The 19691-nt window shown below is 55.6% G+C and carries 15 protein-coding genes, 1 tRNA gene and 3 other RNA genes; 9 read left to right on the top strand and 10 right to left on the bottom strand.

Going from position 1 to position 19691, the window contains the following annotated elements; all coding sequences use genetic code 11:
- Both ENTHG_RS25300 and ENTHG_RS08290 read right to left on the bottom strand, forming a co-directional pair.
- On the bottom strand, positions 1–180 hold a 180-nt coding region (locus ENTHG_RS25300; protein WP_202595298.1), incomplete at its 3' end, for a hypothetical protein.
- Positions 181–192: 12 nt separating this feature from the next.
- Positions 193–1521 (bottom strand): MFS transporter, encoded by a 1329-nt coding sequence (locus tag ENTHG_RS08290; protein WP_081653605.1) that lies wholly within the window; start codon positions 1519–1521, stop codon positions 193–195.
- A 566-nt stretch (positions 1522–2087) separates the two neighbouring features.
- On the opposite strand from ENTHG_RS08290, the gene ENTHG_RS08285 reads away from it, so the two are divergent.
- From ENTHG_RS08285 to agp, 3 genes are all read left to right on the top strand, one after another.
- Positions 2088–3260, top strand: a complete 1173-nt coding sequence (locus tag ENTHG_RS08285) for a citrate synthase family protein (protein ID WP_044177783.1) — start codon at positions 2088–2090, stop codon at positions 3258–3260.
- Between the two features lie 416 nt (positions 3261–3676).
- Positions 3677–4651, top strand: coding sequence for a colanic acid biosynthesis glycosyltransferase WcaA (wcaA, locus tag ENTHG_RS08280; RefSeq protein WP_081653604.1), 975 nt, complete (start codon positions 3677–3679; stop codon positions 4649–4651).
- A 114-nt stretch (positions 4652–4765) separates the two neighbouring features.
- A complete protein-coding gene (agp, locus tag ENTHG_RS08275; protein WP_044177779.1) occupies positions 4766–6004 on the top strand; it encodes a bifunctional glucose-1-phosphatase/inositol phosphatase in 1239 nt (412 codons plus the stop codon).
- Between the two features lie 35 nt (positions 6005–6039).
- Here the strand turns inward: agp and ENTHG_RS08270 are convergent, their stop codons facing one another.
- Positions 6040–6267 carry a YccJ family protein gene (locus ENTHG_RS08270; protein WP_044177777.1) on the bottom strand — a complete coding sequence of 76 codons (228 nt, stop codon included), beginning with the start codon at positions 6265–6267 and terminating at the stop codon, positions 6040–6042.
- Positions 6268–6284: 17 nt separating this feature from the next.
- Positions 6285–6881: an NAD(P)H:quinone oxidoreductase gene (gene wrbA / locus ENTHG_RS08265; RefSeq protein ID WP_044177774.1), complete on the bottom strand. Its 597-nt coding sequence runs from the start codon at positions 6879–6881 to the stop codon at positions 6285–6287.
- 384 nt (positions 6882–7265) lie between these two features.
- Between wrbA and ENTHG_RS08260 the strand changes: the two genes are divergently transcribed.
- Positions 7266–7439 carry a con-10 family general stress protein gene (locus ENTHG_RS08260; RefSeq protein ID WP_044177771.1) on the top strand — a complete coding sequence of 58 codons (174 nt, stop codon included), beginning with the start codon at positions 7266–7268 and terminating at the stop codon, positions 7437–7439.
- An 89-nt stretch (positions 7440–7528) separates the two neighbouring features.
- Here ENTHG_RS08260 and ENTHG_RS08255 read toward each other — a convergent pair whose 3' ends face one another.
- Entirely contained in the window at positions 7529–7927 is a 399-nt protein-coding gene (locus tag ENTHG_RS08255) for a lysozyme inhibitor LprI family protein (protein ID WP_044177768.1), read from the bottom strand.
- A 95-nt stretch (positions 7928–8022) separates the two neighbouring features.
- A complete protein-coding gene (putA, locus tag ENTHG_RS08250) occupies positions 8023–11985 on the bottom strand; it encodes a trifunctional transcriptional regulator/proline dehydrogenase/L-glutamate gamma-semialdehyde dehydrogenase (protein WP_044177764.1) in 3963 nt (1320 codons plus the stop codon).
- Between the two features lie 404 nt (positions 11986–12389).
- Here putA and putP point away from each other — a divergent pair, with 404 nt between their 5' ends.
- The 5 genes from putP (at position 12390) to phoH (ending at position 18703) form a co-directional block, all read left to right on the top strand.
- On the top strand, positions 12390–13898 hold the full coding sequence (putP, locus tag ENTHG_RS08245) for a sodium/proline symporter PutP (RefSeq protein WP_044177762.1): 1509 nt from the start codon (positions 12390–12392) through the stop codon (positions 13896–13898).
- A gap of 182 nt (positions 13899–14080) precedes the next feature.
- Positions 14081–14914 carry an iron uptake transporter permease EfeU gene (gene efeU / locus ENTHG_RS08240; protein ID WP_044177758.1) on the top strand — a complete coding sequence of 278 codons (834 nt, stop codon included), beginning with the start codon at positions 14081–14083 and terminating at the stop codon, positions 14912–14914.
- Positions 14915–14959: 45 nt separating this feature from the next.
- Positions 14960–16087 carry an iron uptake system protein EfeO gene (gene efeO / locus ENTHG_RS08235; RefSeq protein ID WP_044177755.1) on the top strand — a complete coding sequence of 376 codons (1128 nt, stop codon included), beginning with the start codon at positions 14960–14962 and terminating at the stop codon, positions 16085–16087.
- Between the two features lie 4 nt (positions 16088–16091).
- On the top strand, positions 16092–17375 hold the full coding sequence (efeB, locus tag ENTHG_RS08230) for an iron uptake transporter deferrochelatase/peroxidase subunit (RefSeq protein ID WP_044177752.1): 1284 nt from the start codon (positions 16092–16094) through the stop codon (positions 17373–17375).
- Positions 17376–17914: 539 nt separating this feature from the next.
- Positions 17915–18703 carry a phosphate starvation-inducible protein PhoH gene (gene phoH, locus ENTHG_RS08225; RefSeq protein WP_044177749.1) on the top strand — a complete coding sequence of 263 codons (789 nt, stop codon included), beginning with the start codon at positions 17915–17917 and terminating at the stop codon, positions 18701–18703.
- A gap of 354 nt (positions 18704–19057) precedes the next feature.
- Here the strand turns inward: phoH and ENTHG_RS24155 are convergent.
- The 4 genes from ENTHG_RS24155 to ENTHG_RS08220 all read right to left on the bottom strand — a co-directional run bounded on the left by ENTHG_RS24155 (position 19058) and on the right by ENTHG_RS08220 (position 19684).
- A non-coding RNA gene (locus tag ENTHG_RS24155) (RtT sRNA) lies at positions 19058–19193 on the bottom strand.
- A gap of 44 nt (positions 19194–19237) precedes the next feature.
- A non-coding RNA gene (locus ENTHG_RS24150) (RtT sRNA) lies at positions 19238–19374 on the bottom strand.
- Positions 19375–19416: 42 nt separating this feature from the next.
- A non-coding RNA gene (locus tag ENTHG_RS24145) (RtT sRNA) lies at positions 19417–19552 on the bottom strand.
- 44 nt (positions 19553–19596) lie between these two features.
- A tRNA-Ser gene (locus tag ENTHG_RS08220) sits at positions 19597–19684 on the bottom strand.
- Positions 19685–19691 lie beyond the last annotated feature (7 nt).

Here is a 19691-nt window from a genome sequence, read left to right as displayed (position 1 = left end):
CGGGGCCACACCATCTCCCTCTTGAACCGGAGCGATGAAAATATCTATCCCGGCCAGTCGGATATCGACCCTGCCTGGTTTACGAATAATTTCTGCATCAAGGCAGCGCGCAAACCAGGCGGCCGTTGATTCGGGGTCCGGGCTGCGCAATTGCAGGTGATCCCAGGTAAATTCAGCCACGTCAGCTCCTTGTTAATCCATCTCAATTCGGGACAGCGGCCCCAGCAGGAAGGAGTAGGCGAATGCGCCAATTAAACACATGATACCCATCATGTTGAGCGCCCAGAAAAATTGCCCGGTCTCGTGCAGAATATAACCAATCATAATGGGCGTGGTGACCCCGGCAATATTAGCGGCAAGACTCGTAATACTGCTGGTCAAACCGATGTACTGGCGGGGCGCGATTTCAGAAACGGCGGCCCACGATGACGAACCAATCCCTTGCGCGAAGAAAGAGATAGTCAAGATGGCAATAATCAGTTCGTTTGAGGTAACAAAGTTAACCAATAAAATGGATGAGCCAAGCAGGGTGCCGATAATTAATGGCGCTTTACGCGCAGCGGACATCGAATAGCCGCGGCGAATAAAGAAATCGGAAAAGAAACCGGCCAGAAGAATACCTGCGGTCGCCCCCAGGAAGGGCAGGGCCTGAAAAATACCGACCTTGATCATTGTCATCTGGCGCTCTTCAACCAGATAGGTCATAAACCAGGTGGTAAAAAAGACCAGCAGCGCGTTATTGCAAAATTTACCCAGGCAAATGGCGAGAATCTGGCGATGTTTTAACAGTCTTAAGGCATTTTTCCAGTCAAAGCGGTCGCGCTCTTTTTTACCTACAAGGCCGCCCCCTTCCTGAATATGTTTTAACTCAGCTTCGTTAACCGCGCGATGGTGTAACGGATCGCGATACCAGATGTACCACAGAATGCCAAAAATGACCCCAGCGCCGCCGGTCAAATAAAAGGCAGAGCGCCAGCCAAAGCCGTTGGCAATCCACAGCAGTAGGCCGGTGAACAGGGGCGTTCCGATATACTGCCCCATCACGTAAACGCTGGTGGCAAAACCGCGTTCGCTGGTGGGAAACCACATAGTAACGGCCCGGGCATTCGACGGAAACGCCGGGGCCTCAAGCGCGCCAATGGCCAGTCGCGATCCAAACAGCATATTAAAACCGCTGGCAACCCCTTGCGTCATTGTCGCCAGCGACCAGGTAATCAATGAAAAGGCGTAGGCCACGCGGGAACCTAAAACATCCGCGATAATGCCGCCCGGCAGCAGCGCAATGGCGTAGGTCAGCCCAAAAGCGGCAAAAATTTGCCCCATCTGAACTTTATCCAGCGCGAGATCTTTACTGATAAAGGGGGCCATAATGCCCAGACTCGATCTGTCGACAAAATTGATAATAGTGGCAAAGAGAATCAGCGCGAGCATGTAATAGCGAATGCGCGTGGCCTTTTTCTGCGGAACTACTCTGGCATCTATCGACGCCTCAGCAAGTTCCTGTTGGGTCATCGGGTTCATATTCTTTCCTTCATGTTTTGTAGGAGTACGTCATATTTATTAGCCCTCGTTTTTTTGGGGCTTTATGAAAAATGTCTTTCGACCAAATGCCCGTTTAGGCGTGGGCAACGGTTCTGAAAATAAAAAATGCAATGCGTTTTCTTGACAGGTGTAAAAGCCTGCATAAACACCCTTTATTTTTTATTACGCTCCCGTTTGCCTGCGGTTAGCTTTTTTTGGGCAGCAATATGTCACGCTTCCTGCCTGTGACTATTGATACGTTTGACGTTAGAATACCGTTCCGGCAGGATCAATCTTGATTAAAATAATCAATATTCATCTTCGGCTTGAAGGTTGAGTTGTGTGACGGGATTTAAAAAGATGGCACATCCTGGTTGACAGATGCGCTGAAAAGGGAATGGCGAAATAGAGGGCAAGGGAAGCTACAGGCGAATTTGCCGTCGCGGGAGCATGACCTCCCCGGACGACACTTTTGCGATCCCGCTATCAGTTGATTTACGTAATCAATCTTGATTACATAGATGCTGAAATATACATTGTCTTTATTCCATTCTCTGGATTAACGCATGCAAACAAAGACGAAGTTACCCTCCTGGCTTACGCTGGAAGAAGTACAAGAGTTCCTCGGCGTTCGTGCGCAAACCATTTATGCCTATGTCAGTCGCGGGCTTATCGCTTCCCATCCCGATCCGCAAAATACCCGGCGCAGTCTTTATAGCGCGGAAAATATTCAGAGCTTAAGGCAGAAAAAACAACAGGGGCGCAAGCGGGAAACGCTGGCGGTGAATACGCTGTTTGGCACCGAGCCCAGTATTCCCACGGCTATTTCCACCTTTGCGAAAGGCCACTTGTATTACCGTGGTAAAGACGTCATCGCTTTTGCTGAAACGGCAACCCTTGAAGAGACCGCCCGTCTGCTATGGGGGGCGGAGATCGCCACCGGTTTTGCCGTACCGAATCGCGATTATCCCCGCACGGCGCCTGAACGTTCCCATGCTTTTATCGCCCTGGCCACCGCGACGGCAACCGGTCATTCAACCCATGCCCGCACCGCCCGGGTGCTGCATGCCGAAGCGGCGGCGCTGGTGGGCCACCTTGCCGCGACGTTTGGCGCTGAAAACCATCCGGAAATGCGGATTCATCAGCGTCTGGCGCGGGGGTGGGGAATGACAGAGGACGGGGCGGACATTTTACGCCGCGCAATGGTGCTGCTGGCGGACCATGAACTCACCAGTTCCGCCTTTGCCGCGAGAATTGCCGCCTCTAACGGGGCGTCACTGCCTGCCTGTCTGCTCAGCGGGCTGGCGACCTTTACCGGGCCGCTACACGGCGATGCAACGCCGCGCGTCAAGGCGCTTTTTGATGAGGTCGAGCGTTCAAGCGCGGACGAGGTGGTGAATCGCTATCTCTCCTCCGCGATTCCCATCCCAGGGTTTGGCCATCATCTCTACCCGGACGGTGACCCGCGCGCGGTGGCGCTGCTGGCGAAATTCGCGCCCCCGGAAGAGATAACGAAATTTATCGGGAAAGTCATTACTCTGACCGGTCTGCTGCCCAATATCGACGTCGTGCTGGCGGCATTGGTGACGCGCTATCGCCTGCCTGGTGATGCGGCGTTTGCGCTTTTTTCTGTCGCCCGAAGCGTTGGCCTGCTTGCGCATGCGATGGAGCAGATCAACACCGGTAAAGTGATTCGCCCGCGCGGCCGGTATGTCGGGCCGACGTTAGAGATCCCTTAAGGTTACAGAGGCGGAGTAACCGCTTTTCGACACTGTGTTAGTTACAACATACTTTAAGGGCTTTTCCCGTCGCGCCCGGTTTGCCGTCACAGCAGAGGTCGGGAACAGCGGCGAACATCAAACTAATCTGAAAAATACCCTGCAATATAAAATCACATTTATTTACCCCGGCTGGATTGCTACTCTCTGAACAGCTTAAAACGCGGCAGGGAATGCGGCACAAATAAAAAAGGGAGTGTGCCACGGTGAATTCTCGTGGCAATAAGCGGCTTTTTACTTGCGCTGCAAATATTACCCTGCGTACGCGCGCAGAAATGACGTCCGAAATAGTTCAGTTTAAACATTATATTCTCTACGCCGACGCTCGCCACCCGAGCAGTGGAATGTTATGCGGCGCACACTTAAGTGACCAGACTATGACTCAATCTCATATCCGGCATTCCGGCAGCATCAGCGCGGAATTTACGCGTGATGACGGCAGCGCTACGCCGCTCGCGCATCAGCCTGAGGCTGACAAAACGACCAGCGATAATATTGCGCAGACGTCCCCGCTGATTACCGTCTATATGCCGACATGGAACCGTGAAAAACTGGCAATCCGCGCTATTCAGTCGATTCTCAGGCAAGATTATGAGTGCTGGCAGTTGATTATTGTCGATGACTGCTCTCCCAGCTTCGCTACCCTGAGCGAATATGTCGCTTCGCTGGCGGATCCGCGTATTACCTATGTTCGCAATGATTATAATTCCGGCGCCTGCGCGGTCAGAAACCAGGCGATAAACATGGCGCAGGGGACCTTTATCGCCGGTATTGACGACGATGATGAATGGCTACCAAACCGCCTCTCATCCTTTCTGCAACAGCGTCATAAACTCCAGCAGCATGCCTTCCTGTACGCTGATGATTATCTGTGCGATAAGCCGCAATTTACCAGCCTGCAGGAGCTGCATCTCTACCCGAAACCGGCTTTCACGCAAAACCTGTTTAATAAAAAGAACATCGTCGGCAACCAGGTCTTTACGTTGACTGAGCGGCTGCAAAATACCCTTTTTGACGCGCAGTTATCCGCCGCGCAGGATTATGACGCTTTTTACCGTCTGGCAGAAATCTGGGGCGCGCCGTATAAAGTTTCCCAGGCCACGCAAATTCTGTACGTCAACCACGGCGAAGCGCGCATTACCGGGTCGCGAAAAAAATTCTCCGGCTATTACGGCTTCTATAAAAAACATAAAAACAAATTTGATGCGGCAAGTAAGAAGTATCAGCTATTCACCCTCTACTACATCCGCAATAAGCCTATGTCGGTGCGTACGTTGATGGCGTTGTTTACTCTACGTAACGTTAAACGTTACCTGATGCTATTTTCAGGTTTCAGAAAGCGGAAGTTCTGAGCCGTGTCCAGGCTGCGCCTGCAACCATTTGTCACTTCTGCGTAGCGGCTCGCAGCAAACGGTCATAAATCTGTCACACTTTCACTTCATCACTTACAGCAAGGAGAAGGCAGGATGAAGAAACTGGTATGGACTGTCGCAATTGCCGCTACGGCGCCGTTATCTATGGCCGCGCAGGCGCAGGCTCCCCAGGGCTATCAGCTTGAGCAGGTGCTCATTATGAGTCGGCATAACCTGCGCGCGCCGCTCGCCAACAATGGCAGCGTGCTGGAGCAGTCGACCTCCGCTAAATGGCCGCAATGGGACGTGCCGGGCGGACAGCTCACCACTAAAGGCGGCGTGCTGGAAGTCTACATGGGGCACTACATGCGTGAGTGGCTTGCGGATCAAAAGCTGATTACCTCAGGAGAATGCCCCGCGCCGGGGAGCGTGTATGCCTACGCCAACAGCCTGCAACGCACGGTGGCTACCGCCCAGTTTTTTATCACCGGCGCTTTTCCAGGCTGTGACGTCCCCGTGCACCATCAGGAAAAGATGGGCACCATGGACCCGACCTTTAACCCTGTTATCACCGATACCTCTGAGGCATTCAGCGAGCAGGCGGTAAAAGCGATGGAGACCCAGCGCCAGCACTATTCGCTGGATGAAAGCTACCGGCTGCTGGAAAAAATCGTTCGCTATGACAGCTCCCCCTCCTGTAAAGAGAAGCAGCAATGTTCGCTCACCGCTGGCAAAGACACCTTCAGCGCGAAGGCCGGGCAGGAGCCAGGCGTGTCCGGGCCGCTTAAGGTCGGCAACTCGCTGGTGGATGCCTTTACCCTCCAGTATTACGAAGGCTTCCCGCTGGATCAGGTCGCCTGGGGAGAAATCAAAACCGACCAGCAGTGGCGCCTGCTGTCACAGCTGAAAAATGGTTACCAGGATACGCTCTTTACCTCGCCGGAGGTGGCACGCAACGTTGCGAAGCCGCTGGTGAGATATATCGATAAAACACTGGTGACGGAGGCGTCCAGTGCGCCAAAAGTGACTTTCCTCGCCGGGCATGACTCAAACATCGCGTCGCTGCTTACCGCTCTCGATTTTGCGCCTTATACCCTGCACGACCAGTACGAACGCACGCCTATTGGCGGCAAAATTGTGTTTCAACGCTGGCATGACGGGAAGGGCAACCGCGATCTGATGAAGATTGAATATGTCTATCAGAGCAGTGAACAGCTAAGAAACGCCGAGGTGCTCTCCCTGCAGGCTCCGGCGCAGCGGGTTACGCTGTCGCTGAAAGGCTGTCCGGTTGACGCAGACGGCTTCTGCCCGATAGATAAATTTAATAACCTGCTTAACGAGGCGGCAAAATAGCCGATTCTCCCCCGCGTGAGCGGGGGAGTTACGCGTCAGACGTTTTTACGCTCAATGGTCTGTTCGCCCCAGAAAAGCGAGTCTTTATCGGTTTTCTGGAAAGCGCGGATCAGCACTTCATCATTTCCTTCTTCCCAGATTTTCTCCGCCAGTACCTCGTCAAACTCTGCGACTTCAAATATCGCTTCGGCAATTTCCGGCGAGGTGTTGCGTAAGCTGGCCCATTCGCCAACGTGGTGGGCTTTTGCATCTTGAGTCGGCATGTGTCCTCCTGTGAAATTTAGCCGTGTAATTTGACTGCCAGACCGGCGACATATTCGCCCTGGTAGCGGGCAATCGATAACTCCTCCTGGCTGGGCTGGCGTGAGCCGTCCCCGCCCGCAATTGTCGTTGCGCCGTAAGGCGTACCGCCGTGAACCTGAGAAACATCAAACAGTTCCTGCGCGGCATAACCAATCGGCACAATGACCATACCGTGATGTGCAAGCGTAGTCCATGTGGACGAAATGGTGTGCTCCTGGCCGCCGCCGGTACCCGTGGAGCTGAAAACGCTGGCCACTTTTCCATAGAGTGCGCCGGACGCCCATAGCCCGCCCGTCTGGTCGAAGAAGGTCCGCATCTGGCCAGACATATTGCCGAAGCGCGTTGGCGTGCCAATGATGATCGCGTCATATTCCGCCAGCTCCTGCGGGGTGGCGACCGGCGCGTTTTGGGTTTTTCCTCCGGCCTTAGCGAACAGGTCAGGGGGCATCGTTTCCGGAACGCGTTTAATCACAACCTCCGCGCCCTGGACCTTTTGCGCCCCTTCGGCCACCGCGTGGGCCAGGGTTTCTACATGTCCGTACATGGAATAATAAAGCACCAGCACTCTTGCCATCTGTCCTGCTCCTCGCATGTCATGTTTTTACGGGATGGTATCTAAAGCGTATGCGTTGCGGGCGAGAGTGCAAATCCAGCGGCAAAAGGGGCGGGTTACCGGGGTGCGAAAGCGGGGGCGCAATGTTGCAAATTGACACATTTTTAGCGCCTCCGTTTTTTTAAAATATAAGAATGGCTTATCATTTGCCGCTTAAAAAACGGCCTTTTTTGGCCCATTTGGTGTTGCAGGATATTTCGAATCGCTGGCAGATTTCCCGCTGCCCGCTAAGATTAATTTCACGTGGCGCAGATAAAGGCTCTGCCTTAACGCCACGCGGTGAAAGAATCCTCTTTTACTGAATGCAATATGATGTCTAATGTTTCACATGACCGGAGGTTAGAAATGGCAAACCATCGTGGTGGTTCAGGTAATTTCGCTGAAGACCGTGAAAGAGCATCAGAAGCAGGTCGTAAAGGTGGCCAGCACAGCGGGGGTAATTTCAAGAATGACCCTCAGCGTGCCTCCGAAGCTGGTAAAAAAGGGGGCAAGAGCAGCAACAGCGGTCGCAGCAGCTAGGTGACTCAGGTTGTGTTGATTCTGGCAACATCAGGAATCAATCGCTCACCGCCGGGCTTAGCCCGGCGGTTTTTTTTGCCTGCCAGATGCTAATTGCTGGCGGGCGGCAGGGGGCAACTCATATCGCCCTCTTCGCACTGCAGCAAAGAGGCCAGCCACGCTTCCCGTTCATTAGTTTTATCGGTCAGACACTGGTTAATTACCATCGGTTGCCCGCTGGTTCCCTCGGTGGCTGAACCAATAAACGCACAGTCAGCGTCGCGCAACGCTATCCATGCCTGCTGCGCTTTTTTCAACTGCTCGCGCTGGGCGGGCTGCGCGCGTTTCAGCGCGGTCTGCCAGGTCTTGTTAAGATTTTTATCCGCTTTTTCGTACTGCCCGGCGGTGCACATATTAAGCGCTGTCTGGTTGGTGGCGTCATCGCACTCGTCAGCCAGCGCGCTGGCGCTGAGCAAGAGAGCGGTTGCGGCAATAACTATCTTTTTCATTATTCCCTCCATACGAAAAATGCCGGACAGATGCAGCATATGTCCGGCGAAACGTACTCAATTGTCGCGCCAGCAAACGAAATGCTAGCGATTATTCAACCAATGGTCATCAGGCTGGCGTTCCCGCCCGCCGCCGCAGTATTGACGCTGAGGGACCGTTCGAGCCACAGCCGTTCCAGCGCGATATGCGTTTCGCCGCGCGCAAACCCCTGAACGGAGATAAGCGCGCCGTCACGCGCGGCCACCTGTTCGCACAGCGCGCGTAGCTGGTCAGAATCACCATGATAAATGACCGCTTCAAAAGCCTGCTTCGCCAGCGCATCCGGGGGCGCAAAGGCGATACGCCCTCGCAGGGCCTCTGGCAACTGCGCGTAAAGCGCCCGGTGCAAATCATCCTCCGGCCACAGCGCCTGACAGCCGCTCGCCAGCACGGCAGCCAGCTGCACCAGCGTATCGTCAACGGTATCGGCGACGCAGAGTACCCGCTCGCGGGGCAGCACCGTCCAGGTATTCCGTTCGCCGGTCGGCCCCGGCAGCACACGCTGCATCCCCGCCTGCGACAGCTCGGCGAACTGCTGGCAAAGCCCCTGCAGCTGCGGTTTATCCTGCGCCCAGGCGGCCAGTAACGTCAATGGCTCAATCAGTCGCGCTTTTAACTGCCCGTCGGCGGGGGCCTGCGTATCGTGGCGCGCCAGAGTACGCTGCACGGCATCCTGCGGGCGGCTGGCGAGCAGACGATAAAGATAGAGCGGCCCACCGGCCTTCGGTCCGGTGCCGGATAACCCTTCGCCGCCAAACGGCTGCACGCCGACCACCGCGCCCACCATATTGCGGTTGACGTAAAGGTTGCCGACATGGGCGTTGCCCGTTACCTGAGCGATGGTCTCATCAATACGGGTATGGACGCCCAGCGTCAGCCCGTAACCGGAGGCGTTGATCTGCGCGAGCAGCTGCTCAAGGTTACTTCTGCGATAGCGCACCACGTGCAGTACCGGGCCGAAGATCTCTTTTTGCAGCTCGTCAAAGCTCTCCAGCTCAATCAGGGTAGGGGGAACAAACGTGCCGGTGCGCCATTCCCGTGCATCAAGGCTGTTTTCATGCGCAGCCTGGAAGACCGGGCGTCCCTTCGCGCGCATAGCCTGAATATGCTTCTCGATGTTCTCTTTCGCTTCGCTGTCGATAACCGGCCCGATATCAGTCGTCAGCCTTCCGGGATTACCCATCCGGCATTCGGCCATCGCGCCGCGCAGCATGGTCAGGGTATGGTCGGCGATCTCCTCCTGCAGGCAGAGTACGCGCAGCGCAGAGCAGCGCTGCCCGGCGCTGTCAAAAGCCGACGCCAGTACATCCACCACCACCTGTTCGGTCAGCGCCGATGAGTCGACGATCATCGCGTTCAGGCCGCCGGTTTCTGCAATAAGCGGCGTCGGGCGGCCCTGCGGATCGAGACGGGTAGCAATATTGCGCTGCAGCAGGCTTGCGACCTCGGTCGAGCCGGTGAACATCACCCCGCGTACGCGATTGTCGGCGGTAAGCTGCGCGCCCACCGTTTCGCCCCGACCCGGCAGCAATTGCAGAACGCCAGCCGGCACGCCTGCTTCCAGTAAAATGGCAACGCCTTGCGCGGCGATGAGCGGCGTCTGCTCCGCAGGTTTCGCCAGTACGCTGTTTCCTGCTGCCAGCGCCGCTGCTATCTGTCCGGTAAAAATCGCCAGCGGGAAGTTCCACGGGCTGATACAGACCACCGGGCCAAGCGGGCGGTGGGTTTCGTTATCAAAATCCTCCCGCACCTGGCCCGCGTAGTAACGCAGAAAATCGACCGCTTCGCGCACTTCGGCAATCGCGTTACTGAATGTTTTCCCCGCTTCGCGCACCAGAATACCCATCAGCGCAGGCATTTGATCTTCCATCAGCACCGCCGCCCGTTCGAGAATCGCTGCTCGCTCCTGCGGCGGAGTGGCGAACCAGATAGGCGCATTATTGACCGCGCTTTCCAGCGCGCGTGCGACTTCGCTACCGGTCGCCTCGCGCACAAAGCCGACGATATCTTTCGGCTCCGCCGGGTTCGCTACCGGGACCATCTCGCCCTCTTCCGCGGCTGTTTCCAGCAGCGGCTTAGCCTGCCATTTCTGGGAACTGCTGGTCAGCAGGGAAGAGGAGAGGGAGGCGAGACGGTGCTCGTTAGCCAGATCCAGCCCCAGCGAGTTGACGCGCCCCTCGCCATACAGCTCACGCGGTAACGGGATTTTTGGATGCGGCAGGCCCGGTCGACCTTCCTGTGCCGCCAGTTTTTCAACGGCCTGCACCGGGTCAGCCACCAGTTCGTCAATGGGCAGGGTGGCGTCAGCGATGCGGTTAACGAATGAGGTATTGGCGCCGTTTTCCAGCAGGCGGCGCACCAGATAGGCGAGCAGCGTCTCGTGGGTGCCAACCGGCGCGTAGATACGGCACGGACGGTTCAGTTTTCCATCGGCGACTTTACCCACAACCTGTTCGTACAGCGGCTCGCCCATGCCGTGCAGGCACTGGAATTCATACTGACCGGGGTAGTAGTTTTGCCCGGCGAGCTGGTAGATGGCCGCCAGCGTATGGGCATTATGGGTGGCGAACTGCGGATAGATGAGATTCGGCACGGCTAATAGTTTTTTCGCGCAGGCAAGGTAGGAGACATCGGTATAGACCTTGCGGGTATACACCGGATAACCCTCCAGCCCTTCCATCTGGGCGCGTTTGATTTCGCTGTCCCAGTATGCGCCCTTCACCAGGCGAATCATCAGGCGACGACGGCTGCGCGTCGCCAGGTCAATAAGATAATCAATCACAAACGGACAGCGTTTCTGATAGGCCTGAATAACAAAGCCGATGCCGTTCCAGCCCGCCAGTTCAGGTTCAAAGCAGAGCCTTTCCAGCAGGTCGAGGGAGATCTCCAGCCGGTCGGCCTCTTCGGCGTCGATATTGATGCCGATATCATACTGGCAGGCCAGCAGCGCAAGGGATTTAAGCTGCGGATAGAGCTCGTCCATCACCCGATCGTACTGCGCGCGGCTGTAGCGCGGGTGCAGGGCGGAAAGTTTAATTGAGATCCCCGGCCCTTCATAAATGCCGCGCCCGTTAGACGCTTTGCCAATGGCATGAATAGCCTGCTGATAAGAGACCATATAGGCCTGCGCGTCGGCGGCGGTAAGCGCCGCTTCCCCCAGCATGTCATAGGAGTAGCGAAAGCCTTTCTCCTCCAGCTTGCGGGCGTTAGCCAGCGCTTCGGCGATCGTTTCGCCGGTCACAAACTGCTCGCCCATCAGCCGCATCGCCATATCCACCCCTTTGCGGATCAGCGGCTCGCCGCTCTTACCGATAATACGGTTGAGGGAATGGGAGAGGCTGGCTTCGTTATGGGTGGAGACCAGCTTGCCGGTGAACAGCAGACCCCAGGTGGCGGCGTTAACAAACAGCGACGCGCTACGGCCAATATGCGACTGCCAGTTGCCGTTGCTGATCTTGTCGCGGATCAGCGCATCGCGGGTGGCTTTGTCGGGAATGCGCAGCAGCGCTTCCGCGAGGCACATCAGCGCGACACCCTCCTGCGAGGAGAGGGAGAACTCCTGCAGCAGGCTCTGCACCATACCGGCCCGCCCGCTGGCGGTTTTCTGGTTGCGTAACTTCTCTGCCAGTCGCAGCGCCAACTGCTGGGTATTTTGCGCTACGGCGGCGGGCAGGCGCGCCTGCTCAAGCAGCATCGGCACGGCATCGGTTTCCGGCCTGCGCCAGGCGGCGGTAATGGCGGCGCGAGAGACCGACTGCGGTAAAATCTGCTCGGCAAATTCAAGAAACGGCTGGGGGCTCTCTTCGAAAGGCTGGTCCGGCTCATCAATATCGCCCGGCATCGCGGCGTGGCTGGCGGGCAGTTCCGGCATCAGTTCGTTATTTTCGAGTTTTTCCAGATAGCTAAAAATTGCCTGTTTAATCAGCCAGTGCGGTGTGCGATCGATGCGGGCGGCGGCGGCTTTCAGCCTTTCACGCGTCGCCTCGTCAAGCTTGACTCCCATGGTCGTAGCGCCCATGTCCTTCTCCTTTGATTTATTGTCAGCAGACTATCCGTCATGTTGCAACTTTGTGCAACCTTGTTAAATGTGACCGCGTTAACAAGGTGAAAATCGGATGATAAGTTAATCGTATGTTACTACTTTTGGCGGGCTGTTTTACTGTCAGTGAGGCAGGATATTTGCGGTAGATAACACTTTTAAAAGGTGCAACCGGAAAAAGTGTGAGCGGGTACAACCTGACGAAAAATAAACCGGGTTTTAGGATGAAAATGATGTAACTGCCGTGTTAAATCAATTGTGAATAAGCGGGGCTTCCGGCAGGATACGGTCGCTTCATACAATAAACAGTTCATCACCTCGTTCCGGTGGTGAAATAAGCGGCGAAGTCGATATTCGCCGACGCATAATCCTGGAGACCTTTCATGGCGATTAGCACACCGCTGTTGGTGACGTTTTTTATCTATATCTTTGGCATGATACTTATCGGGTTTGTCGCCTGGCGTTCAACCAAAAACTTTGACGACTATATTCTCGGCGGTCGACGGCTGGGGCCGCTGGTAACCGCGCTCTCTGCGGGCGCTTCTGATATGAGCGGCTGGCTGCTGATGGGCCTGCCGGGCGCGATTTTCATTTCCGGTATCTCTGAAAGCTGGATAGCCATCGGCCTGACGCTGGGCGCATGGGTAAACTGGAAACTGGTTGCAGGACGGCTGCGCGTCCATACCGAAGTGAATAACAACGCCCTGACGCTGCCGGATTATTTCACCGGCCGCTTTGAAGATAAAAGCCGGATGCTGCGTATTATCTCCGCGCTGGTAATCCTGGTGTTCTTCACCATCTATTGCGCCTCCGGAATTGTGGCGGGCGCCCGTCTTTTTGAAAGCACCTTTGGCCTCTCTTATGAGCAGGCGCTGTGGGCCGGTGCTGCGGCGACCATCCTTTATACCTTCATCGGCGGTTTTCTGGCGGTAAGCTGGACTGACACCGTTCAGGCCAGCCTGATGATTTTTGCCCTGATCCTGACGCCGGTCATCGTGATTTTCCACGTTGGCGGCCTGGCGGATTCGCTGGAAGTCATTAAGCAAAAAAGCATTGAAAACGTCGATATGCTCAAAGGGCTGAACCTGGTGGCGATCATTTCGCTGATGGGCTGGGGCCTTGGCTATTTTGGTCAGCCGCATATTCTGGCGCGCTTTATGGCCGCCGACTCTCACCACAGTATCGTCCATGCGCGACGCATCAGCATGACCTGGATGATCCTCTGCCTGGCGGGGGCCGTCGCGGTGGGCTTTTTCGGTATCGCCTACTTCGACCAGCATCCGACTGTTGCGGGCGCGGTTAACCAGAATGCCGAGCGTGTCTTTATCGAACTGGCGCAAATTCTCTTTAATCCGTGGGTTGCCGGTATCCTGCTGTCGGCCATCCTCGCCGCGGTGATGTCTACCCTGAGCTGCCAGCTGCTGGTGTGCTCCAGCGCGCTGACCGAAGATTTCTACAAAGCGTTCCTGCGTAAAGGGGCAGGGCAGACAGAGCTGGTCTGGGTCGGACGCGTGATGGTACTGCTGGTGGCGCTGGTCTCTATCGCGCTGGCGGCAGACCCGAACAACCGCGTACTGGGCCTGGTAAGCTATGCGTGGGCTGGTTTCGGCGCGGCCTTCGGCCCGGTAGTGCTCTTTTCAGTGATGTGGCCGAAAATGACCCGCAACGGCGCGCTGGCCGGGATGGTGATTGGCGCGGTAACCGTTATTGTCTGGAAACAGTTCGGCTGGCTGGGGCTGTATGAAATCATTCCGGGCTTTATTTTCGCCAGCGCCGGTATTGTGCTCTTCAGCCTGCTGGGTAAGGCGGCGACGCCTTCCATGCAGCAGCGCTTTGCCGAGGCTGACGCCCATTATCATTCCGCTCCGCCTTCCCGTCTGCAGGCGGACTAATGGCGAAAAAGACCCGCTTCGGCGGGTCTTTTTGTATTCACACTATTTACAATTTACTCCCCACTTATTCATCAGAACTAATATATTTCGCTTGAATTTCCTTTTTGCGTAATGATAATCACTATCATGAAATTTACTTTTCTTTTCAGCAATTGACTGCACATGACAGCAGAGGCTTTCGCATGTTTGTTCCATTTCTCATTATGTTACGTGAAGGCCTTGAAGCGGCGCTGATCGTCAGCCTTATCGCCAGCTACCTGAAACGGACCCAGCGCGGGCGCTGGATAGGCGTGATGTGGGTTGGCGTTCTGCTTGCAGCGTCGCTCTGCCTGGGACTGGGCATTTTTATTAACGAGACCACCGGCGAATTCCCGCAGCGAGAGCAGGAGCTGTTCGAAGGGATCGTGGCGGTGGTTGCGGTATTTATCCTGACCTGGATGGTGTTCTGGATGCGCAAGGTCTCGCGCAACGTCAAGGTTCAGCTTGAGCAGGCGGTTGATAACGCGCTGGCGCGCGGTAATCAGCACGGCTGGGCGCTCATTATGATGGTCTTTTTTGCCGTCGCCCGTGAAGGACTGGAGTCCGTATTTTTCCTGCTGGCGGCATTTCAACAGGATGTGGGCATCTGGCCGCCGGTAGGGGCGATACTTGGACTGGCAACAGCGGTTGTACTGGGCTTTTTGCTCTACTGGGGCGGGATTCGCCTGAACCTGGGCCTCTTTTTCAAATGGACCAGCCTGTTTATTTTACTGGTCGCTGCGGGGCTTGCTGCAGGGGCGATCCGCGCCTTTCACGAAGCGGGGCTGTGGAACCTCTACCAGGATGTGGCTTTTGACCTCAGCAATGTGCTGACGACGCACTCCCTCACAGGAACCCTGCTGGAAGGCATTTTCGGCTATCAGGAAGCCCCCAGCGTCAGTGAAGTTTTCGTCTGGTTCTTCTATTTAATTCCGGCGCTGGTGCTGTTTGCCCTGCCGCCGCGCTCAGGTTCGCAGCCTTCCGGGGTCGCGCCGTAACAGGCTATTTTATTTAGTTACAACATACTTTATAAGGGAAGGGTCATGGCAATTCATTTTCGTCGTACAGCGCTTCAGGCCGCTGTAGCAGCGCTGCTCGCCTGCGCGTTCTCCAGCCAGGCGGCAGATATTCCGCAGGTCAAAGTCACGGTTACGGATAAACAGTGCGAACCGATGAACCTGAACGTTAATTCAGGTAAGACGCAGTTTATTATCGTAAATAAAAGTCAGAAAGCGCTGGAGTGGGAGATCCTCAAAGGCGTGCTGGTGGTCGAGGAGCGCGAGAACATCGCCCCTGGCTTTAGCCAGAAGCTGACCGCTAACCTGCAGCCGGGCGAGTATGAAATGACCTGCGGCCTGCTGACTAACCCTAAAGGTAAGCTTGTCGTCAACGGGGAGACCACCTCCGACGCCGCTAAAAGCGACGCCCTGCTGAGCCTGGGCGATGCCATTACGCAGTATAAAACCTATGTCACGGCGCAAACCGCTGAGCTGGTAAAAAGCACAAAAGCGTTCACCGACGCGGTGAAGGCGGGCGATATCGAGAAGGCCAAAGCGCTGTATGCGCCGACGCGCCAGTACTACGAGCGTATTGAGCCTATCGCTGAGCTTTTTTCCGATCTCGATGGCAGTATCGACGCCCGTGAAGATGATTATGAGAAAAAAGCCGACGATCCGAAATTTACCGGTTTCCACCGTCTGGAAAAAGCGCTGTTTGGCGATAACGCCACGAAAGGGATGGAGCAGTATGCCGACCAGCTATATAGCGACGTGCAGGAGCTGCAAAAGCGGATCGCTGAACTGGCTTTCCCGCCGTCCAAAGTGGTCGGCGGCGCGGCGGGCCTGATTGAAGAAGTGGCGGCAACGAAAATCAGCGGCGAAGAAGATCGTTACAGCCATACCGATCTGTGGGACTTCCAGGCCAACGTAGACGGGGCGCAGAAAATTGTCGACCTGCTGCGTCCGCAGCTGCAGAAAAACAATGCCGAACTGCTGGCGAAGGTGGATGCCAACTTCAAGAAGGTCGACACCATTCTGGCGAAATATCGTACCAAAGACGGCTTCGAAACCTACGACAAGCTGACCGATAGCGATCGCAATGCCCTGAAAGGCCCAGTCACGACCCTGGCGGAAGATCTCGCCCAGCTGCGCGGCGTACTTGGCCTGGACTGATCCGATGAAAGAGAAAGAAGAGTATGGCGTCAGTGAGCCTTCCCGCCGCCGTTTATTAAAAGGGATGGGCGCGCTGGGAGGCGCGCTCGCACTTGCCGGCGGATGTCCGGTGGCGCACGCGCAGAAACCGCAAAGCGCGTCGGGCACGCTCTCCCCGGACGCGCGAATGGAAAAACAGCCCTTTTATGGCGCGCACCAGGCGGGGATTTTGACGCCGCAGCAGGCATCTATGATGCTGGTGGCATTTGATGTACTGGCGGCGGATAAAGCGGAGCTGACGCGGTTATTCCGTTTGTTGACGACGCGCATTGCCTTTTTAACCCAGGGCGGCCCGGCGCCGGAAACGCCAAATCCGCGCCTGCCGCCGATGGATTCAGGCATTCTCGGGCCTTTTATCGCCCCGGATAATCTGACGATTACCGTTTCGGTGGGGGCGAGCCTGTTTGATGAACGTTTCGGGCTTGCGCCGCTGAAACCGACGTCGCTGCAAAAAATGACGCGCTTCCCAAATGATTCGCTGGATGCCGCGCTCTGTCATGGCGATGTGCTGTTGCAAATCTGCGCCAATACCCAGGACACCGTCATTCATGCCCTGCGCGATATCATCAAGCACACTCCCGATCTGCTGAGCGTACGCTGGAAGCGGGAAGGGTTTATTTCTGACCATGCGGCGCGGAGTAAAGGCAAAGAGACGCCGGTTAATCTGCTCGGCTTTAAGGACGGTACCGCTAACCCGGACAGCAGCGATAGCAAATTAATGGATGAGATTATCTGGGTAACGCCCGGGCAGGGGGAGCCCGCCTGGACGACAGGGGGCAGTTATCAGGCGGTGCGTATTATTCAGTTTCACGTCGAGTTCTGGGATCGGACGCCGCTTAAAGAGCAGCAGACGATTTTCGGCCGTGATAAGCAGACCGGCGCGCCGCTGGGCATGCACAACGAACACGACGTGCCGGACTACGACCGCGACCCCGATGGCAACGTTATCGCGCTGGATAGCCATATTCGCCTGGCGAACCCGCGCACGCCGCAAACCCAGTCCAGCCTGATGATGCGTCGTGGCTACAGTTATTCTCTTGGCGTAACCGCCTCGGGCCAGCTCGATATGGGCCTGCTATTTGTCTGCTACCAGCACTCGCTGGAGAAGGGGTTTCTGACGGTGCAAAAACGGCTCAATGGCGAAGCGCTGGAGGAGTATGTCAAGCCCATTGGCGGCGGTTACTTTTTCGTTCTCCCTGGCGTTAAAGACAAGGCCGGCTTCCTCGCTCAATCACTTCTTTCTGCCTGAACTCTCTTTCCTGCCTGGCTCCAGGCAGGATATTCTGTCATCTGTAGCAATTGTTCACACTTTTTCTGCCGTGTAGCCATCCATTTTTTATATGAGAAAGTATCTGTTATTTTTCTGTAATATTCGTGATAGAGACTCTTAATCGAAACGCAAGGTGAAAAATCGTTATATTTTCGTAAATATCATGTTGCGTTTATGAAAATTTTTGATGTACTTATAACAAGTAGTGGCCCGGCTGTGATGTTGTCACCTGGAGATATCGGATGGTAAAGCCCCGTACTGGGCGTAAAGCCAACATAGCTCGCAATACCCGGCAAGGGGATCTTAACCCCGGCAGCCTTTCCTTCGCCCCTGAATTTATCTTCTTCGTTCCTCTCTATGATGTTACCGACGTGACGGAAGCCCGTGTCGGTCCTTCAGTCATGTCATTTTCAAAGGCAAGTCATGGCTTACAAGGAAGCCAAACCTCAGACGTTCGTGCGCATAATCGTGCTGAAGCTGGCACGTGTGATGTAAACCAACAACGCAAGGTGCTATCCATGGGAAGACAAAAAGCAGTGATCAAAGCTCGTCGTGAAGCTAAACGTGTGCTGAGACGCGATTCGCGCAGTCACAAACAGCGTGAAGAAGAGTCGGTCACCTCGCTTGTGCAGATGAGTGGTGTTGAAGCAATTGGAATGGCCAGGGACAGCCGTGATAATTCACCCATTGTCGCGCGGAATGAAGCTCAGGCGCACTATCTGAAAGCTATCGAAAGTAAGCAGTTAATTTTCGCAACCGGTGAAGCGGGCTGCGGTAAAACATGGATCAGCGCGGCGAAAGCGGCGGAAGCCCTGATTCATAAGGATGTGGACAGGATTATTGTTACCCGACCGGTTCTGCAGGCCGATGAAGATCTTGGCTTCTTACCCGGTGATATCTCGGAGAAGTTCGCGCCTTATTTCCGTCCCGTTTACGATGTTCTGGTAAAACGGCTGGGCGCGTCCTTTATGCAATACTGCCTGCGCCCGGAGATTGGCAAGGTAGAGATCGCGCCGTTCGCCTATATGCGCGGACGTACCTTTGAAAATGCGGTTGTGATTCTTGACGAGGCTCAGAACGTAACCGCTGCGCAAATGAAAATGTTCCTGACGCGCCTCGGGGAGAACGTGACGGTTATCGTAAACGGCGACATTACCCAGTGTGACTTACCCGCTGGCGTACAGTCTGGCCTGAGCGATGCGCTGGCGCGTTTTGAAGAAGATGAGATGGTAGGGCTGGTGCGTTTCACCACCGACGACTGCGTCCGCTCCGCGCTCTGCCAGAGAACGCTGAAAGCGTATTACTGACAGCTTTAGCCTGCGATAAGGCCCGGGAAACCGGGCTTTATTTTTTGTGCCGGGTGGGTAAGCGTATGGCGTCCGGGAATAATTCCTGGAACGGCGTAGCCCGGGTAAGCGCATGCGCACCCGGGACTCCCGGATGCGGCGAACGCCTTATCCGGGCTACCGTTATTGTGCCGCTCTTTCGTCACTACAACCTCAGAGCCGATACATCAGTACCGGCTCTCATCTTAAATATGGCGGTGAGGGGGGATTGACTCGCTGCGCCAGTTGTCGAACCCCGGTCGGGGGGTCTTATCCCCCCCAGTAGTGCAGGATGCAAAAAAAGCCCGTACTTTCGTACGAGCTCTTTCTTAAATATGGCGGTGAGGGGGGGATTGACTCGCTGCGCTCGCCCTGCGGGCAGCCCACTCACTGCGTTTGTGGTCTGTCCAACTGGCTGCGCCAGTTGTCGAACCCCGGTCGGGGGTTCTCATCCCCCCTTTCGGAGGACATAAACGAAAAGAGCCGATACATAAGTACCGGCTCTCATCTTAAATATGGCGGTGAGGGGGGGATTGACTCGCTGCGCTCGCCCTGCGGGCAGCCCACTCACTGCGTTCGTGGTCTGTCCAACTGGCTGCGCCAGTTGTCGAACCCCGGTCGGGGGTTCTCATCCCCCCCAGTAGTGCAGGATGCAAAAAAAAGCCCGTACTTTCGTACGAGCTCTTTCTCAAATATGGCGGTGAGGGGGGGATTGACTCGCTGCGCTCGCCCTGCGGGCAGCCCACTCACTGCGTTTGTGGTCTGTCCAACTGGCTGCGCCAGTTGTCGAACCCCGGTCGGGGGTTCTCATCCCCCCTTTCGGAGGACATAAACGAAAAGAGCCGATACATAAGTACCGGCTCTCATCTTAAATATGGCGGTGAGGGGGGGATTCGAACCCCCGATACGTTGCCGTATACACACTTTCCAGGCGTGCTCCTTCAGCCACTCGGACACCTCACCATATTGT

It is taken from the genome of Phytobacter massiliensis JC163 (assembly GCF_000321045.1).
GTDB lineage: Bacteria > Pseudomonadota > Gammaproteobacteria > Enterobacterales > Enterobacteriaceae > Phytobacter_A > Phytobacter_A massiliensis.
This window is presented reverse-complemented; position numbering and strand designations above follow the sequence as displayed.

Bases quoted from the DNA above. Each gene is read 5' to 3' on its own strand.
- ENTHG_RS08290 (WP_081653605.1), bottom strand. From the start codon at position 1,521: ATGAACCCGATGACCCAACAGGAACTTGCTGAGGCGTCGATAGATGCC.
- ENTHG_RS08285 (WP_044177783.1), top strand. From the start codon at position 2,088: ATGCAAACAAAGACGAAGTTACCCTCCTGGCTTACGCTGGAAGAAGTA.
- wcaA (WP_081653604.1), top strand. From the start codon at position 3,677: ATGACTCAATCTCATATCCGGCATTCCGGCAGCATCAGCGCGGAATTT.
- agp (WP_044177779.1), top strand. From the start codon at position 4,766: ATGAAGAAACTGGTATGGACTGTCGCAATTGCCGCTACGGCGCCGTTA.
- ENTHG_RS08270 (WP_044177777.1), bottom strand. From the start codon at position 6,267: ATGCCGACTCAAGATGCAAAAGCCCACCACGTTGGCGAATGGGCCAGC.
- wrbA (WP_044177774.1), bottom strand. From the start codon at position 6,881: ATGGCAAGAGTGCTGGTGCTTTATTATTCCATGTACGGACATGTAGAA.
- ENTHG_RS08260 (WP_044177771.1), top strand. From the start codon at position 7,266: ATGGCAAACCATCGTGGTGGTTCAGGTAATTTCGCTGAAGACCGTGAA.
- ENTHG_RS08255 (WP_044177768.1), bottom strand. From the start codon at position 7,927: ATGAAAAAGATAGTTATTGCCGCAACCGCTCTCTTGCTCAGCGCCAGC.
- putA (WP_044177764.1), bottom strand. From the start codon at position 11,985: ATGGGCGCTACGACCATGGGAGTCAAGCTTGACGAGGCGACGCGTGAA.
- putP (WP_044177762.1), top strand. From the start codon at position 12,390: ATGGCGATTAGCACACCGCTGTTGGTGACGTTTTTTATCTATATCTTT.
- efeU (WP_044177758.1), top strand. From the start codon at position 14,081: ATGTTTGTTCCATTTCTCATTATGTTACGTGAAGGCCTTGAAGCGGCG.
- efeO (WP_044177755.1), top strand. From the start codon at position 14,960: ATGGCAATTCATTTTCGTCGTACAGCGCTTCAGGCCGCTGTAGCAGCG.
- efeB (WP_044177752.1), top strand. From the start codon at position 16,092: ATGAAAGAGAAAGAAGAGTATGGCGTCAGTGAGCCTTCCCGCCGCCGT.
- phoH (WP_044177749.1), top strand. From the start codon at position 17,915: ATGGGAAGACAAAAAGCAGTGATCAAAGCTCGTCGTGAAGCTAAACGT.